At 40.1% G+C, this 14,700-nt stretch carries 19 protein-coding genes; 14 read left to right on the top strand and 5 right to left on the bottom strand.

Going from position 1 to position 14,700, the window contains the following annotated elements:
* Nucleotides 1-119: 119 nt before the first annotated feature.
* Nucleotides 120-398 carry a type II toxin-antitoxin system RelE/ParE family toxin gene (locus BDD30_RS00655; RefSeq protein WP_015834296.1) on the top strand — a complete coding sequence of 93 codons (279 nt, stop codon included), beginning with the start codon at nucleotides 120-122 and terminating at the stop codon, nucleotides 396-398.
* Nucleotides 398-712, top strand: coding sequence for a HigA family addiction module antitoxin (locus BDD30_RS00650; protein ID WP_015834297.1), 315 nt, complete (start codon nucleotides 398-400; stop codon nucleotides 710-712). Before BDD30_RS00655 ends, BDD30_RS00650 begins: the two co-directional genes overlap by 1 nt.
* Nucleotides 713-837: 125 nt before the next feature.
* Here the strand turns inward: BDD30_RS00650 and BDD30_RS00645 are convergent, their stop codons facing one another.
* Nucleotides 838-1,317, bottom strand: a complete 480-nt coding sequence (locus tag BDD30_RS00645) for an RES family NAD+ phosphorylase (protein ID WP_015834298.1) — start codon at nucleotides 1,315-1,317, stop codon at nucleotides 838-840.
* A complete protein-coding gene (gene xre, locus BDD30_RS00640; protein WP_015834299.1) occupies nucleotides 1,314-1,763 on the bottom strand; it encodes a type II toxin-antitoxin system antitoxin Xre in 450 nt (149 codons plus the stop codon). Before xre ends, BDD30_RS00645 begins: the two co-directional genes overlap by 4 nt.
* A 264-nt stretch (nucleotides 1,764-2,027) precedes the next feature.
* On the opposite strand from xre, the gene BDD30_RS00635 reads away from it, so the two are divergent.
* Both BDD30_RS00635 and BDD30_RS00630 read left to right on the top strand, forming a co-directional pair.
* Nucleotides 2,028-2,597 carry a hypothetical protein gene (locus tag BDD30_RS00635; RefSeq protein WP_015834300.1) on the top strand — a complete coding sequence of 190 codons (570 nt, stop codon included), beginning with the start codon at nucleotides 2,028-2,030 and terminating at the stop codon, nucleotides 2,595-2,597.
* A 136-nt stretch (nucleotides 2,598-2,733) separates the two neighbouring features.
* Nucleotides 2,734-3,105 carry a VOC family protein gene (locus BDD30_RS00630; RefSeq protein WP_015834301.1) on the top strand — a complete coding sequence of 124 codons (372 nt, stop codon included), beginning with the start codon at nucleotides 2,734-2,736 and terminating at the stop codon, nucleotides 3,103-3,105.
* Nucleotides 3,106-3,385: 280 nt separating this feature from the next.
* On the opposite strand, the gene tus is transcribed toward BDD30_RS00630, so the two are convergent.
* Nucleotides 3,386-4,312: a DNA replication terminus site-binding protein gene (gene tus / locus BDD30_RS00625; RefSeq protein WP_015834303.1), complete on the bottom strand. Its 927-nt coding sequence runs from the start codon at nucleotides 4,310-4,312 to the stop codon at nucleotides 3,386-3,388.
* A 229-nt stretch (nucleotides 4,313-4,541) separates the two neighbouring features.
* On the opposite strand from tus, the gene BDD30_RS00620 reads away from it, so the two are divergent.
* Nucleotides 4,542-5,696, top strand: coding sequence for a radical SAM protein (locus BDD30_RS00620; protein WP_015834304.1), 1,155 nt, complete (start codon nucleotides 4,542-4,544; stop codon nucleotides 5,694-5,696).
* Entirely contained in the window at nucleotides 5,680-6,297 is a 618-nt protein-coding gene (locus BDD30_RS00615) for a LysE/ArgO family amino acid transporter (RefSeq protein ID WP_015834305.1), read from the top strand. The genes BDD30_RS00620 and BDD30_RS00615 overlap by 17 nt, the downstream gene beginning before the upstream one ends.
* Before the next feature lie 71 nt (nucleotides 6,298-6,368).
* On the opposite strand, the gene BDD30_RS00610 is transcribed toward BDD30_RS00615, so the two are convergent.
* Nucleotides 6,369-6,968: a lytic polysaccharide monooxygenase gene (locus BDD30_RS00610; RefSeq protein WP_015834306.1), complete on the bottom strand. Its 600-nt coding sequence runs from the start codon at nucleotides 6,966-6,968 to the stop codon at nucleotides 6,369-6,371.
* An 852-nt stretch (nucleotides 6,969-7,820) separates the two neighbouring features.
* Here BDD30_RS00610 and BDD30_RS00605 point away from each other — a divergent pair.
* The 8 genes from BDD30_RS00605 to BDD30_RS00570 all read left to right on the top strand — a co-directional run bounded on the left by BDD30_RS00605 (nucleotide 7,821) and on the right by BDD30_RS00570 (nucleotide 13,442).
* The gene (locus tag BDD30_RS00605) at nucleotides 7,821-8,207 is read left to right on the top strand and encodes a DUF2170 family protein (RefSeq protein ID WP_015834307.1); all 387 of its coding nucleotides are present in this window, start codon (nucleotides 7,821-7,823) and stop codon (nucleotides 8,205-8,207) included.
* Nucleotides 8,208-8,227: 20 nt separating this feature from the next.
* Complete coding sequence (locus BDD30_RS00600; RefSeq protein WP_015834308.1) at nucleotides 8,228-8,914, top strand: PspA/IM30 family protein; 687 nt, start codon at nucleotides 8,228-8,230, stop codon at nucleotides 8,912-8,914.
* Nucleotides 8,915-8,975: 61 nt separating this feature from the next.
* Nucleotides 8,976-9,638 carry a YjfK family protein gene (locus BDD30_RS00595; RefSeq protein ID WP_015834309.1) on the top strand — a complete coding sequence of 221 codons (663 nt, stop codon included), beginning with the start codon at nucleotides 8,976-8,978 and terminating at the stop codon, nucleotides 9,636-9,638.
* On the top strand, nucleotides 9,639-10,076 hold the full coding sequence (locus tag BDD30_RS00590) for a DUF350 domain-containing protein (RefSeq protein WP_015834310.1): 438 nt from the start codon (nucleotides 9,639-9,641) through the stop codon (nucleotides 10,074-10,076). It begins immediately after the preceding gene.
* Between the two features lie 12 nt (nucleotides 10,077-10,088).
* On the top strand, nucleotides 10,089-11,006 hold the full coding sequence (locus tag BDD30_RS00585; protein WP_015834311.1) for a DUF1190 domain-containing protein: 918 nt from the start codon (nucleotides 10,089-10,091) through the stop codon (nucleotides 11,004-11,006).
* Between the two features lie 151 nt (nucleotides 11,007-11,157).
* Nucleotides 11,158-12,324, top strand: coding sequence for a glutathionylspermidine synthase family protein (locus BDD30_RS00580; RefSeq protein WP_015834312.1), 1,167 nt, complete (start codon nucleotides 11,158-11,160; stop codon nucleotides 12,322-12,324).
* A 291-nt stretch (nucleotides 12,325-12,615) separates the two neighbouring features.
* Nucleotides 12,616-12,894, top strand: a complete 279-nt coding sequence (locus tag BDD30_RS00575) for a type II toxin-antitoxin system TacA family antitoxin (protein ID WP_015834313.1) — start codon at nucleotides 12,616-12,618, stop codon at nucleotides 12,892-12,894.
* Nucleotides 12,891-13,442, top strand: coding sequence for a hypothetical protein (locus tag BDD30_RS00570; protein ID WP_015834314.1), 552 nt, complete (start codon nucleotides 12,891-12,893; stop codon nucleotides 13,440-13,442). The genes BDD30_RS00575 and BDD30_RS00570 overlap by 4 nt, the downstream gene beginning before the upstream one ends.
* Before the next feature lie 118 nt (nucleotides 13,443-13,560).
* Here the strand turns inward: BDD30_RS00570 and BDD30_RS00565 are convergent, their stop codons facing one another.
* Entirely contained in the window at nucleotides 13,561-14,253 is a 693-nt protein-coding gene (locus BDD30_RS00565) for a hypothetical protein (protein WP_015834315.1), read from the bottom strand.
* Nucleotides 14,254-14,700 lie beyond the last annotated feature (447 nt).

Genomic DNA, 14,700 nt, shown 5'->3' with positions numbered 1-14,700 from the left:
CTAACCGGAGACTGGCGCTCCGGTTTTTTGTTTTACTGCGATAATTGACTTATTGTGACTATTGTATGACGTGTAACATTGTCGTATGCTATTACACACCATGTAATACGGATAGGACGATGATTAAATCATTCAAGCACAAAGGGTTGAAGCAACTTTTTGAAAAAGGGATTACTTCTGGTGTACTGGCGCAGGATGCCGAGAGGATTAACGACCGTTTACAGGCTATTGATGCGGCAAATGAAATAGGTGAGTTAAACCGTCAAATCTATAAACTTCACCCGTTGAAAGGAGATCGCGAAGGTTACTGGTCTATTACTGTCCGGGCTAACTGGCGCATTACTTTTCAGTTCATTAACGGTGATGCTTACATTTTGAATTATGAGGATTATCACTAATGAGACAATTTAAAATTTCCCATCCTGGAGAGATTATAGCCAGAGATTTAGAGGACATGGGTGTTAGTGGTCGTCGCTTTGCACTCAATATTGGAGTAACACCCGCTACGGTATCGCGTTTTCTTGCCGGTAAAACTGCGTTAACTCCACCATTGGCAATTCGTATTGCCGCAGCGCTGGGAAGTACACCTGAGTTTTGGCTGCGTCTCCAGAGCGCTTATGACCTGCGTCAGTTGGAAAATCAAATCGACACGTCTGGGATTGTTTTATATGGCGAGCAGGAAGAAATGTCGCAGGTCACTTCAAAGTATTAAACAATAGTAAATGCGGGGCTACGCCAGCCTTGCATTTGTTGGCAGTTATCGCAGCTACCCCTTTTTGCATGCTGCTTTAACCATGAAAAACTAACTGGAGACAGGTGCTCCGGTTTTTTGTTTTACTATCTCAGATTATTTTTTGTCTTTACCAATCGGGAATCAATGCCGAAATCAAGGTGTTTAACTGTATTGATATACTGATGAAAATCTTTCGCCATGGGGTTCAACATGACGTTATTTTCATAAGGGACGATGGCAGAGGGAACCATCAGACCAATGGAATGACTAACTTCGAACCATTCACTGCCTATTTCCATAGTGCAAGCAGGAGGTATGGGATCATTCCAATCAGGCGGTAATGTATCAAGGTTTAAAATATCAATTTGGTTTTCGGGGATATCGATACTTAACAGCGAAAAATCAGCGAGAAGCTCATCGTCTCCTACATGGACAAGTACTTCCAGCACAGCAAGAGAAATAGAAGTGGCAACATAGACCGCTGGTCTTCCTATATTATGCCAGCGGCCACCATACAGTTTTGCCCCAGTACCGCTCCATGCTGATTCGACATACTTTGAACGGGTAAGTCGGTATAGGATCACGATACAATCCCGTGCTCAATTCTTCCTATGAGATTCATGACATCTAACGCTCCACTTTCTGTATCAAGCATTGATTCAGGTGTTACGTATCCTAAACCTCGGATTGGGCGCTTCATCCACTGAGTTGCTTTATCTTTGTCACCGTTAAATAGATCCACAGCGTAATCCATTACACGAACGAATCGGGCAATCCGCTGACTTTCATCAGCCGTGAATTTACCTTTGCCTGAACGGCGTCTTGAATAGCTGCGTATTTGAATACCAGCAATCCGCAGGATATCTCCTTTACCGAATGTGGACCAATTTTGTATTTTCTCAACTATCGTTACTGGTAGCCCTTCGTTTAATACCGCATTCAAATGTGGCCCGCTGCTTGAAGGGAAACCCACTGTTCGCCAAAGTGGGGAAGGACTTTGGACTTTATGGCTTGGTGTAAAAACTTGCATAAGCACCTCGTTAGTCATTTGTCAATTTTATAATAGACAGATGACCTGATTAGGTCAAATAACAAGTGATTTGAGGATAAATTATAATGACTGTATATACATACAGTCTGATTTGCCTTAAAATGAAGAAGTTGATGTAGTAGTTTCGTATTCCCCGGTATAGGGCTTTATTCTGAAAAACTCATACTCCTTTTTAGTATACTGAATTTTGGCTGTGAATTATAATCCACTTACTATTTTTTGAATCCAAGAAGGATAAACTACATGTTAGGGCCAGTATCGAATTATCAATATATCTCAGCCAAAATCAGTAGCAGTGAAGGTTCACTTCCCCGGAGAGTAGACATGCATACCTCCTACGGAAGTGATAATGACACAGCAGAAATGCTGAACAATAAAGTAGAAGCTCGATTAAATGATATCATTATAAAAAACAATGAAATGTTCGGGTTTGATTATTACCAGCAAAACCCATATGAGCGGAAAATCCTCCTCGAAAGTAGAAAGGGGTATTGTGGAGAATGTTCCGACGAAGTATTGAAATATATTGACGATAAATATTATGAAAAAGTCAACCCATCTAAAGAGCACTATTTTGTTTTGAGCAAAGATCAAATCAATATTATTGAGCCATCTTATAAGCAAATGTTTTTTAAAACAGAAGCAACAGAAATGGAGTTTGATAAAACAAATAAAATCCTAAAAGAATTCCCTGATGTCTTTGTTGGTAGTAAAAATGATTTTGATTATATGATAATAAAAATTTGCGATATCTTTGGCATTAGCGCACCCCATACACTCGAATACTGGAATCTTAATCAAAGATCACGTTAATTAGAGTCGATTTATACCCAATAGATTTCAAGTTGCAGCGCGGCGGCAAGGAAGCCAATCCCCGGGAGCATAGCAAACTCTATGACAATTTATTTTTACTCTCTTAGATAATTCAAACTTACATGAGAATTACATAATGACAATATCCTCTAAACCTAACCTTCAACTTGTCTACGTATCTGATATTGAACGTTCGACGGCTTTTTACCAGACACTTTTCAATGCTGAGCCGGTGTTTTCCAGTCCCCGTTATGTGGCATTTTCTGCGGACGGCGAAGCATTGTTTGCCATTTGGTCGGGGGGAACAAAGCCAGATGTTGCCGTTCCGCGGTTCTCTGAGATCGGTATTATGTTGCCATCCAGCGAAGATGTAGATCGCCTTTTTGCAGCATGGCAGAAGAACCCCGATATCAAGATTGTGCAAGAACCTTACACTGAAGTTTTTGGTCGTACTTTCCTTGTTGAAGATCCCGACGGTCATATTATTCGGGTATGCCCCTTGGATTAAGAAGATTGTGTATTCTCTCTATACCCGTTATCTTTCAAGTTGCCTCTTTGTTGGCTGCACTCACTCACCCCAGTCACATAGTTATCTATGCTCCTGGGGATTCGCTCCCTTGCCGTCGCGATGCATCTTGAAATCCATAGAGTATAAATATTTGTGAATTAATTTCTAGGGTAGGTTTTTCTGAAGAAATTATTTTTGCATCATAATTTGTTCTGTTAAACACTCGGTCTTCTTGCAGGACAATTCTCTTGTCCTGCAATTATTGTTGGCTGATTTTCATTTAAATTTCACGATATAAATGCAGTCTGGGAATAATCAGTTCCAGTGGTTTAGCTTTGGGTTTATGACGATGCACTATTGCATTAGCATTGTAACCACTAAGTTCACCTATCTTTGGTTTGTTATCGCCATAGTTAACATAAAATGCAATTATTGGCAGAGGACAAGCATATTGCACTTGCTTTTGTTGATCGGTATACCAGACTCGTGCAATAGGTTGCACTTTTACTGGGCGTTTTATTTTTAAAACTACATCGTCGGACAATTTTTTTATGTCGGTGATTTCTCTGGCAACTAATTCTGCCCATTGTTCTCGGGAATAAGGGGAAACCGCACGCCCAGAGTGATAACTTTTCTCCAAACGTTGCAGAATTTGATCTTTTGTAACTTTATTGATGATGTTTTTATTTGCCCAACCAAAATGAACGGAATCAGGATTAAGCAGGGGAGTGATGGTTCTGTAGGCGTTTAGTGTAATCAACCCATGTAATTGATTATGCACAAACTCAAACCTCTGTTCTTTATTCACACCTGATTGAATGGTTACGATATGTTCAAGTTCCGCTTTTAGTTTATTAATTTCTTCAATCAAAGATAAAGCAGAGTGATATTGTAGTTGATTTACAGAAAAACATAATACACCGGGAAGGCGAACTGCCGCTTTACTGCTGATATTTTGATTATTGTGATGGATAAATAACTTCAGATAATGGTTTAAACCTAAATCTAATGCTTCATTACCTGTTATTTTATTAACCGTTATTTCTGTTATTGGATCATGTTCACTGCCTTTTTCCACATTTGGCAGAACAAATACATGGGCAGCCAGTAAAGAATAATGGTGAAGGAGTTCATTCAATTGTTTCAATTTGCTTTCTTGTTTTTGAAAGCAACTATTCAAATTTTCAATTGATAAGTATTTATTCATCTAAGTAACGCCTTTAGTTACAACATACTTTTTAGTATAAAACAAAAAACATAAACATCAAACTCGCCTGTTCATAAAAAAAGCTAAACAAAACTAATTGAATATCCGTATCACATAAATAGTCTTTCCAATAGTGTAACGACATTGATTGTCTTATGCTTAGAAAGAATCGCGGTAACCCGCCCGCGGGGTAGGCCGCTGTACCGATGTTTCTTCGGAGGTCAATATTATGAATAATTTGGTAATCGAAAAAAACTTTGGACATTCACGCACAAGCCCAGCTCAACAGGTAAAAATTAATGAACAATTTAGGTTACAAAATGCTTACGATAATCTTTTGCCGATTAAGGTGACAAGGTTCTTTCAGCAAAAAATTGATGAGGAAGTTGCCACATTAGGCCACACTGAAGGCCCACTTCATCGGATGGTTTATCCGACAAAAGAGCGCTTATTGGTGTGTGCTCCTGGTGAAGTGGCCTATTTTGTAGATGACCGCGAAAATATGCCTGAAGACGCTCCCGGCAATATTATCCAGAAATACCGAAATCGGGCGCTATTTATGCCTACTTCCACGTGTGTATCTCACTGTCAGTATTGCTTTCGCCAAGATGTTCTTTCCGAACAACACGAAACTGGAAAAACAGTGCTTGATAAGGCGATATTGGAATTGGATTCCTACCTTAGTATGCATCCTGATATACAAGAAGTGATCCTATCCGGTGGCGATCCAATGACACTTCCCATGGAATCATTGCAAAGCATTATTTCTGCAATAAAATCCCATGCACAAGTTAAATCGATCCGAATCCATACAAAGACCATTAGCTACTTCCCGCAGGTTTTTAAGAGCGATGAAAAATTAAGGCTCCTTGCATCCGCCGGAGTGCGTCTTGTATTTCATTTAACGCACCCGTATGAACTTTGCGAAGTGGTCCGAAAGACGATAAAACGCATTCAAGACACAGGAATACGATGCTACAACCAGTTTCCAATACTTCGACAAATAAATGACCATCCTGAAGTATTGAGAAGACATCTTAAAACACTCGATTGTCTTGGAATTAGAAACCTCTCTGTTTTTATCCCCGATCCAATTAACTTTTCGGCACTGTTCAGTATAAGTTTAGCTCGCTTGAGGAATATCATTAATGAGCTGAACTGGCGTAGCCCATCTTGGATTAATTCCACGCGGTTTGTTATGGATACAAAAGTAGGAAAAGTGCGAGTGCGTCGAGAAGATATGACACATTACGATGCTGAACGTGGGATAGCGATTTTTGAACGCGATGGAAAAACAATACATTATCCTGATTTTCCAGCAAATCTAGACATCCCGGGTGAGATCAAAACAATGCTTTGGAAAGATTATGTTAGCCTTAATTAATGGTTTTATCTTGTGCTTAGGACTGGTCATTTCAATTGGTCCCCAAAATATAGAGATCCTTCGGGTTGGCCTGTTAAACGACCGTGTTGTCCTGCTTGCCTCAGTGTTTGTCGTTTGTGATGCGATCCTAATTACCATCGGTGCATTAGGTGTTGGAAGTATTATTGCGTTAAACCGAGAAATAACTATGGCTTTGATGTCATTCACCATTGTGTTTCTTCTATTCCTGGCGCTTCAAGCAGGGCGTCGGTCTATGAGAAAGAGTGAGGTGGTGATTACCTTTGGTGAGCGACAAAATACCAATGCTTCTGGCATGGTGAAACGTGGACTTGTTCTCTCGTTCCTAAATCCTTTAGCTTTGCTGGAAACTATCGTCATCTTGGGATCAACCGCAGCACCTTATCCAGTTAGTCATCGAATTTTGTTCGTGGCTGGCGCACTGGCAGCTTCGTCTATATGGTTCTATGGCCTGGCTTATAGTTCGCATAGGTTATCTGCCCTCATATCGCAGCCGTGGCAGCACCGCATTATAGAGGCCGTTGTTGCTGTTACTCTGTTTATTACGGCCTGCTGGCTACTACAACGTACTTTCATCATTTAAGCTAAATATAAAATTAAAAGGAACAGCATCCTGCTGTTCCCGATAATCATTATTTCATAACATACTGGATATCAGGCTGGGTTAATGGTTGTATCAATCACTTGGTAAAATGCATTCAGGGTATCTGCAACTGTCCAGACACCTAATATAACGTGGTAGCCTTGATAACCTTCTGGCAAAGTACATTTATTAATAACTTTATTCCCCGGCATTTTTTCCTGGTAATCCTCAAAACAGAAAGGTGTACTATTAAATTGCTCTCTGGTTAAAGGCTTATTGGGGTCCCAGTCTAATTTAGTAATAAAATATTCCCAACTTGAAGTCTTGTGTTGGATTACAATTTCCCATTTGAACTCAATATCACCGGTAGTAATGGGAATTTTCTTCCAGCGCTCTGCTGTTTGAACATCCAACGCGCCGAAGTGACCAATACCAGCACTGGCAATATGACCATCTTCTGGACCAGCTTGCGGGAAGCCTTTCTTAGCTTCAAGAGATTGAGGCTCATATTCCACCAACCCGCAATCGGTATTTTGTTTATTTCCCTGTGCAGAACAAAGGAATGCTCGACTTCCTGGACTATCAATATAACCATGAGCCCATACACCATTAAATAAAGCTGCGGTTACCGTGGTGGCTAAAGTCATCATTCTCACTTTATGTTTGTACATAATAGTGCCCTCCATTAGACAGGATAATTACTCTATGACAAACAAAGCCCCGGGACTTAATTATTAAGTTTATAAGAATATATATGATTATCCATTTCATAAATTGGTTAGCAATCTAATTACATTAAGGTATTGAAATTTTGCTCTAAAAGTGCCTGTTATTATTTTTTATAATATAAAAAGACATGATTTCTATAATTTATTCTACCTTGCTGATAAAAAAGACAATTTGGGCGTTTTGAATGGTGTGTCTACTCACTTAAAAACACGTATCTACAGTATGGGAATGTATCACTGTCAGACTATTTTACTGAGGATATTCAGGGCCATGTGCAAAGTATGAACTAAGTCATCCAAACAATAGTTCCTAGCATGGTATTTGACTGGCAAATTCATCTGTTTATACCTAATAGATTTCAAGTTACAGCGCGGCGGCAAGTGAACGCATCCCCAGGAGCATAGATAAGGGGTGCGTGAAAGCAACCAACAAAGCAGCAGCTTGAAAGATGAAGGGTATATGGGGATAGCAGCAATATAATGCTGTTCCATTGAACTAATAAAATAACTACCTGTCTAACCCAGTTAGATGGATAAGCCTTCGATATCATAGAAGATAAATCAATTAATCTCGTTGTTGATAGAAGGGGGTGAGGCATAAAACGTTTTGGTGAATTACAGGATAGATAATCCGGTTAGTGATCCTGTATTATTTGACGGTAGTTCTGATAGCTCAAAACCGAATTGAACTATTTAAGTGTTCTACTATTTATCTGGATGCGATATTTGTTAAAATTAGTGCCGTAAAATACGGATTGCGACAGGAAAACCGCACAAACTATTGGAGTAAGTAGCTTGGAATTAAATCAAGTAATAACTGCGCTTAAAAAGTCTGACAACAATTGGACTGTAGAGCAAACAGGTGAATGTCTCGTAATTACTAACGAAGATGGCGTTAAAGCGCATTTAGCCATCTGTGGAAAACAAATTACAGTAGAAGCGTTGCTGTTCTCGGAAGAATATGTTTCGGATACAGCGGCCTTAAATAAGTTCATTTTAGAAACACATAAGATGATTCCTCTGACTTCTGTTGGAATTACTGCCGTAGATGGTCAATCTTACTATACAGCTTTTGGTGCGTTATCTTCAGAATCAAAAGTGGATAGTGTTGTCATCGAAGTTTCTATGTTGTTCACCAACATTACGGAGCTTCTTGATGCGTATTCTGAGTTTCTAAAATAACAATATAGGGTGAAAATATTATGAGTAGTGTATGGAAAAAGCTTTTTAAAGCAATTAAAGGGACTGTAAACAATGCGGCAGAAGCTGTAGCTGATGGAAACGCGTTGACCATTCTTGATCAGGAAATTCGTGAAGCGAAAGCAGAAATCCGCCTTGCTGATGAGAGCCTGATTAGTATTATCGCTAAGCGCAAAATGGCAGAGCGAAAAGTTTCATCTATCGGAACCAGTATCACTGAATATGAAAATCACGCTCGTTCTGCGGCTAATAAAGGTGACAATGGGCTTGCTTTAGAATGTGCTCAGAAAGTTGCAAACCTGCGTGGTGAGTTGGAAACAGAACAATTACAACTTGAATCTTTCAAGAAATCTGAAGCTACCCTTCGCCGCACGGTACAAGAAGCGAAAGAAAAAGTGTCCCAGCTTGAGAATCAAGTGGATCTTGTTAAGGCAACTGAACAGGTACAAAAAGCACAGGCTGCTACTCACAATTCTGTCATTGGAGCGTCTTCTAAAACATCTACTGCTCTTGATTCGCTTGAACGTATCAAGGCACGCCAAGCTGAAAAAGCTGTCCAGTTCGAGGCTCAGCAAGAGCTTCACGATAGCGCAACTTCAAGTGATTTGGACAAAAAGCTTAAAGCGGCAGGTATTACTTCAAGCTCTGCGTCTGCGGAAGACGAACTTACTCGTATTCTTGGCAAGTAATTCCCTGGTTGTTAAATAAAGACCCTTCTCCTTAGGGTCTTCCTCTTCAAAGGATGTTTCCATGTTTTCCAAAATCGCTGATGCGTTTAATAAAGCACTTGGCCGCAAGGAAGTTGTCCCTGTTGGTCCGAAAGTGCCAGAAATATTGGGGTTGCGTATTGGTGGTGCACTTGAGATAGACCCGCTCATACTAAAGCTGATCGAGTCTGACCTGACCATCGAAAGTGCAGCTTCAACTCAACTTATATGCGCCGTTGGTGTTGTTGACCTTGGTGATAATGTACGTTTGGTTCGCTACTATACCGATGATGAAGGCTACCTCCAGGTGCTTCAAGAAGGTGAGAGCGATGATGGCGTGAAAGAAGTGAGCCTCTGGTATTTCTATGAAACCAAGCCAGTCGATTCCCAAACTCAATGGGATGCGCTGATTAAAAATGGCATCGTTACACCGAACGGGCAATATGACCTCGACGGCACTCAGTTCTCTCAGTTGTGGAGTAATACAAAACCAGTAGCTATGACTGAGAAAACCTACCATAAGAACGGTAACATGACTGAAACTGACCAGTTCATCATGGTTTATACACGTCAGGTTTCAAATAACAGAACAGAAGAACTTCTAATTGCTGGCGAAGAAAAGATCATAGGCAGCAACTTAGACAGAATGCTAGTACAGAGCACTGGTATTCAACTTAATCAAACAGATTTTAAAGTGGTGGCATAAATGATTACACTGGCAAATGAAGAACAAGCTTTAACTCAATTTATTGACAGTGTGGCCAATTTTGGGTTGTGTTTTGGTCTGGCACTTGTTTTCTTCATTATATTCAAATTCATCTACGTTATGGTGACGCCACAGGATGAGTGGAAGCTGATCAAGGAAGAAAAAAACACAGCGGCTGCAATATCGCTGGGAGGCGCTTTGATAGGTTACACCATCGCAATTGCAAGTGCAGCCAGTAACTCCGTAGGCGTAACAGATTTCGTTATGTGGGGCATTGTTGCATTGTTAGCGCAGATCGCTGGCTTCTTCATGGTTCGCTTATTCATGATGCCGAAAATCGTATCTCGCATTGAAAACAATGAAGTCCCAGCGGCTATAGTTCTGGCAGCAGTTTCAATTTCTGTTGGTCTTCTAAATGCGGCTTGTATGACTTACTAATTCAGAGGTTGTATGAAGAGCAATAATAAAAAGCGCAGAATGCGCAGCAAAGGCATCAACATTGAGAATAAACGTAAATACTGGCGTACTTTCTCATTCACTTCGTTAGCAGCCCTCAGTGTTGGTTGGATAGTAAGCTGTAGCCAGTCAACGGACGAACTATCAATCAGAATCTATAAGGATTTAGCCGCTTGCCAAAATGATCCTCAAAATACTATCACGGCTGAATGTGAAACCACGTACAAGGCAGCATTACGTGAAGCAGATCGTACATCGCAGAAATTCAGGCGAGAAGCCATGTGTAAACTTGAGTACGGCGAATGTGAAGAGATGCCAGGCAAACTTGGTTATCGACCAAAGATGGCTGCTTTCATGATGGCTGATGTAAAGCCTGAGAATTTCAACAAGTACAACCTTTCTGACCAATACCGTAACGTGTTCTACCAGCCAATATTCACCTCAACATCAAGCTACAGCGACCTGTACGGTAAGCTGTTTTTTGCTGATGGCAAAATCATTGGCTCCTACTCTAATATGGACAATATCCAGTTCGAGATGAGCAAACGTTATTTACACCCCTTGGAAACGGTTCGTTTGCCAGAAGTTCTCCAAAGCTCAGCCCAGAGGACAGAAAATATACCTGGGACAAACTCAGTATTAAACACGCTAGGGACTGCTTATATTGCTTCCGAGATAGGAAATTATTCAGAACGCAAGCACCGAGAGAGGATGTATAGAGAACGTCTAAATCGTGAGAGAGAGCAGCAATCTGAAACAGGCTATTACAATGGTACAAGTGCTGGCTATTCAACGAGATCTACAGATTTTATTAAAATCCCAGACAACCCCGTCGTAACCACCAAATCTAAAGGTGGTTTTGGCTCAACGTCCTCAGCTAAATCAAGTTGGGGAGGAGGATGGGGTGGTTAAGGCCTCTGCTATGACATCTAATTCGGAGGCTGTTTTTATCAAGCCTCTTTGTCATCAAAATTTTGCATAAGCTCATCATTAATTACGAAATTAGACGTCTGGACGATAATTTTCTCCGATATTCAGATAAGAAGTATCGAAAGGTTAAAGAATGCTACAAATTTCAACTACACCACGTCATGATTGGAAAGAGCGCGCAAAAGAATTCGGTTTTGGTTTCCATACGATTGATGATGAACCATATTGGATCGAAGACCGTTACTATCAGTTCACTCTTGAGCAGATTGAAGAACACATTGAAGATCCGACAGAGGAAATCCACCAGCTTAGCCTTCAAGTGATAGAACGAGTGGTTAACAGCGATGAACTGATGGATAAATTCCAAATACCAGAGACCATGTGGCAGTTGGTTCGTGAATCTTGGCAGCGCAAAGACCCAAGTCTCTATAGCCGACTCGATTTTGCCTATGACGGTAAAAATCCAGCTAAGTTATTGGAAATCAACTCAGATACACCGACCTCTATCTATGAGCTTGGCTTTTTTGGCTGGTTGTGGTTGGAAGACAAAGTTAATCGCGGCGAAGTCCCACGTTCGGCAGACCAATTTAACCTCCTGCAAGAGTTGCTTGTGAATCGCTTCCGCGAGCTTAAACTGTCCCTGCAATTCAACACACTTCATTTTGCATGCTGCAAGGGCACAGAAGAAGACAAGGGTACGGTCGATTATATGGCTGATTGTGCTAAGGATGCTGGCATTTACACAGAATTTGTCTATGTTGAAGACATTGGCCTGAGCGAATGCGGCAAGTTTACAGACAACAATAGCAAAGTCATCGACTCCATGTTTAAGTTATACCCGTGGGAGTTCATGTTTCGCGAAGAATATGCTCAGTACCTGGCAACTGCTGGTGTTAACTGGTTTGAGCCAATGTGGAAGTGCATTACGTCAAATAAAGCCATCTTGCCGTTGCTTTGGGAAATGTTCCCAGGACATCCAAACTTGCTTGAGGCTTACTTTGCTGATGATCCGAAAGCCAAACGTTTGACTCATTACGTCAAAAAGCCAATATTCAGCCGTGAGGGTTCGAATATCAGTATTTATAAAGACGGCAAAGTGATTGAGAAAATCGATGGACCTTATGGGGAAGAGGGCTACATTGTGCAACAGTATACTCCGTTACCTAAGTTCGGTAATAACCATGTTCTTATCGGTAGCTGGCTCATCAATGACAGACCTGCTGGTTTATCGATAAGAGAAGATATTGGCCGAATCACAAAAGATACGTCGCTATTTGTGCCTCACATTATTTTGGGCTAACTCATTTAAATGAATCTTTAATCAACGAAAACAGAACCATTCTTAAATATACCCAATAGATTTCAAGATGCATCGCGACGGCAAGGGAGCGAATCCCCGGGAGCATAGCTAACTATGTGACCGGGGTGAGTGAGTGCAGCCAACAAAGAGGTAACTTGAAAGATAACAGGTATAAATAGAGTTCAAAAATAATCATGTAATGTGAATGTATTGTAGATAATTCCATACGCACATTGAAAGGGTATTTTATATCATGTACACTTTCAATACGCACAAAAGGAGGGTTCATGTATGGCTCAAGTTCTTGTAGAAACCAGTGAGAGAATGTCACTTCGCATAGCTTCAGAAGAAAAAACGCTGTTAATCCGCGCGGCCACTTTACAGAACACGAATCTGACAGAATTTGTGCTTCGTAATGTAGTACCTGCTGCACGGAAAGTTATTGATGACAGCGAACGATTAAAGCTGTCAGAAAGAGACAGCTTGCGCGTTATGGAACTTTTAGACAACCCGCCAGAGCCTAACGCAAGACTGTTGGCTGCGGCTTTCGCTTTACCGAAAAAAAGATGACTATACCTGACTGGGTTGAAGACTCTGTGCCTATTAATTGGCATGAGGAAGTTATCGGTAAAAGCCACGATAGGAACAGTTTCAATTGTGGTAATGATGCGCTGAATCAGTTCTTATATCGTCATGCAAGACAAAATCATGAAAAAGGTAGTGCTAAAACGTATCTGGCTGTTTGTGAGAACACCCAAACGGTATTGGGTTATTACAGTCTAAGTCCTGCCTCTATTGATTATGAACAAACACCAGAAGTCATTAAACGTGGTTTACCTCGTCACGATGTACCTGTTTTTAGACTTGCTCGTTTAGCAATCGACCTTTCCGTACAAGGAAAAGGTCTTGGCGGTCAGTTGTTACTTGCGGCGGGTAAACGTTGTTTGTTAGTTGCGGCTCAAGCGGGGGGCGTGGCGTTACTCATTGACGCTAAGAATGAGCGTGTTGCGGAGTGGTATGCTAGTTATGGCGCTATCCCATTATTAGATGCGCCTCTTTCTTTACTTATCCCATTCAGAACAATTCATACTGCTTTAACGATCGCGGGAAAATTATAAAAACTAATACACCACAAAAATTGCAGTGTATTAATGGTGAAAATGTAAATCATGAAAATTCAATTGGTTCATCCGCCTTCAATGAAGGAGGATTTTTACAACTGTTCTCAATCTAACACTATGCAAGCGTAATGTCTTTACAGGTGTCAATTGCTTTCAAGCAATCTTGAACCAGTTGAACGATTGAAACAGTCATCAAGGCTACAGTAGCAACAAAAGCTAGACCACCACTTGCGAACCAAGCCGTAATCTGAGCTACCATTAATACTCCAGCTTTAAGCCACTCGTACCAAGGCATAGCATCTTTAAACGCCTTAAAAATTGTCCCTTTGCCAATTGCGTTATAAAGTTGACTAAAAAGAGCCCAAATTTCTCGCGCTTTTTCGATATCATTCGGTGCTTTACTAATATTACGGATAGTGGCCTGTAAACCATGAAGAGTGCTTTGTCCCAACTCCCTTAAAATAGAGCGAGTTGCACTCCTGACAATTTCTGTCCGAATGCCAACAAGTGAACCAATAATGCCAAAAACATCTAAAATAACCACACCTGTAGCAACGACACATTCACTAACACCGGCAAGGTTAATAGATTCAAATTTTTGTTCGAAAGTCTCATCAGCGAATGGTAACGCCGAAGTTTTTGATGCCTGTAGCTGGTTATAGGCATCATCCAAAAAAGTGTCGAAATTTATTTTCTTTTTTTGTGTTTCTGTCAACTCTTGAGAAATTTCATCATAATATGGTTTTAGCTCTTCGGCTAATTGAGCTTTTGAATAATCTCGAAGTGAACCATTTTTTTCTGTGCTCATAATTGTATCCTTTATATTTCATCCCAATTATCTTTCATCCCAACCAATATGTTGGTGCCAGAAGCATAAACCTTTTTTTCTCAGATCCAATAAGAACTTAGTTAATTAAATTTATTTATGATTAATTTTTTAGATCAATCCTAAAAAGAGTTAATAAAGAATTACAATCTAATTTATTCATCTTGTTTATTGCAAGCGATTAATTTATAATTGATTTAAATAATTATGCCTCTATTATTATATAAAAATTGATAATTCACTAATTTATATACCTAAAAATGTCTGAATTTTGTCATTTGTATTTTCTTGAAAATTAAATTTTTATCTTACAAAGCGTAAAATACAGATTTATTCTTAATGTGAATAATATGCATTTAATCTTAGATGGTCAATTGAGTGAGAAATACCTCTAATTAGGTTTAAAAATATTATATTCATTCAAGAGAA

It is taken from the genome of Photorhabdus asymbiotica (assembly GCF_003634575.1).
GTDB lineage: Bacteria > Pseudomonadota > Gammaproteobacteria > Enterobacterales > Enterobacteriaceae > Photorhabdus > Photorhabdus asymbiotica.
This window is presented reverse-complemented; position numbering and strand designations above follow the sequence as displayed.

Excerpts from the sequence above, each read along its gene's own strand:
- BDD30_RS00655 (WP_015834296.1), top strand. The coding sequence starts at position 120 with ATGATTAAATCATTCAAGCACAAAGGGTTGAAGCAACTTTTTGAAAAA.
- BDD30_RS00650 (WP_015834297.1), top strand. The coding sequence starts at position 398 with ATGAGACAATTTAAAATTTCCCATCCTGGAGAGATTATAGCCAGAGAT.
- xre (WP_015834299.1), bottom strand. The coding sequence starts at position 1,763 with ATGCAAGTTTTTACACCAAGCCATAAAGTCCAAAGTCCTTCCCCACTT.
- BDD30_RS00635 (WP_015834300.1), top strand. The coding sequence starts at position 2,028 with ATGTTAGGGCCAGTATCGAATTATCAATATATCTCAGCCAAAATCAGT.
- BDD30_RS00630 (WP_015834301.1), top strand. The coding sequence starts at position 2,734 with ATGACAATATCCTCTAAACCTAACCTTCAACTTGTCTACGTATCTGAT.
- tus (WP_015834303.1), bottom strand. The coding sequence starts at position 4,312 with ATGAATAAATACTTATCAATTGAAAATTTGAATAGTTGCTTTCAAAAA.
- BDD30_RS00620 (WP_015834304.1), top strand. The coding sequence starts at position 4,542 with ATGAATAATTTGGTAATCGAAAAAAACTTTGGACATTCACGCACAAGC.
- BDD30_RS00615 (WP_015834305.1), top strand. The coding sequence starts at position 5,680 with ATGTTAGCCTTAATTAATGGTTTTATCTTGTGCTTAGGACTGGTCATT.
- BDD30_RS00610 (WP_015834306.1), bottom strand. The coding sequence starts at position 6,968 with ATGTACAAACATAAAGTGAGAATGATGACTTTAGCCACCACGGTAACC.
- BDD30_RS00600 (WP_015834308.1), top strand. The coding sequence starts at position 8,228 with ATGAGTAGTGTATGGAAAAAGCTTTTTAAAGCAATTAAAGGGACTGTA.
- BDD30_RS00595 (WP_015834309.1), top strand. The coding sequence starts at position 8,976 with ATGTTTTCCAAAATCGCTGATGCGTTTAATAAAGCACTTGGCCGCAAG.
- BDD30_RS00590 (WP_015834310.1), top strand. The coding sequence starts at position 9,639 with ATGATTACACTGGCAAATGAAGAACAAGCTTTAACTCAATTTATTGAC.
- BDD30_RS00585 (WP_015834311.1), top strand. The coding sequence starts at position 10,089 with ATGAAGAGCAATAATAAAAAGCGCAGAATGCGCAGCAAAGGCATCAAC.
- BDD30_RS00580 (WP_015834312.1), top strand. The coding sequence starts at position 11,158 with ATGCTACAAATTTCAACTACACCACGTCATGATTGGAAAGAGCGCGCA.
- BDD30_RS00575 (WP_015834313.1), top strand. The coding sequence starts at position 12,616 with ATGGCTCAAGTTCTTGTAGAAACCAGTGAGAGAATGTCACTTCGCATA.
- BDD30_RS00570 (WP_015834314.1), top strand. The coding sequence starts at position 12,891 with ATGACTATACCTGACTGGGTTGAAGACTCTGTGCCTATTAATTGGCAT.
- BDD30_RS00565 (WP_015834315.1), bottom strand. The coding sequence starts at position 14,253 with ATGAGCACAGAAAAAAATGGTTCACTTCGAGATTATTCAAAAGCTCAA.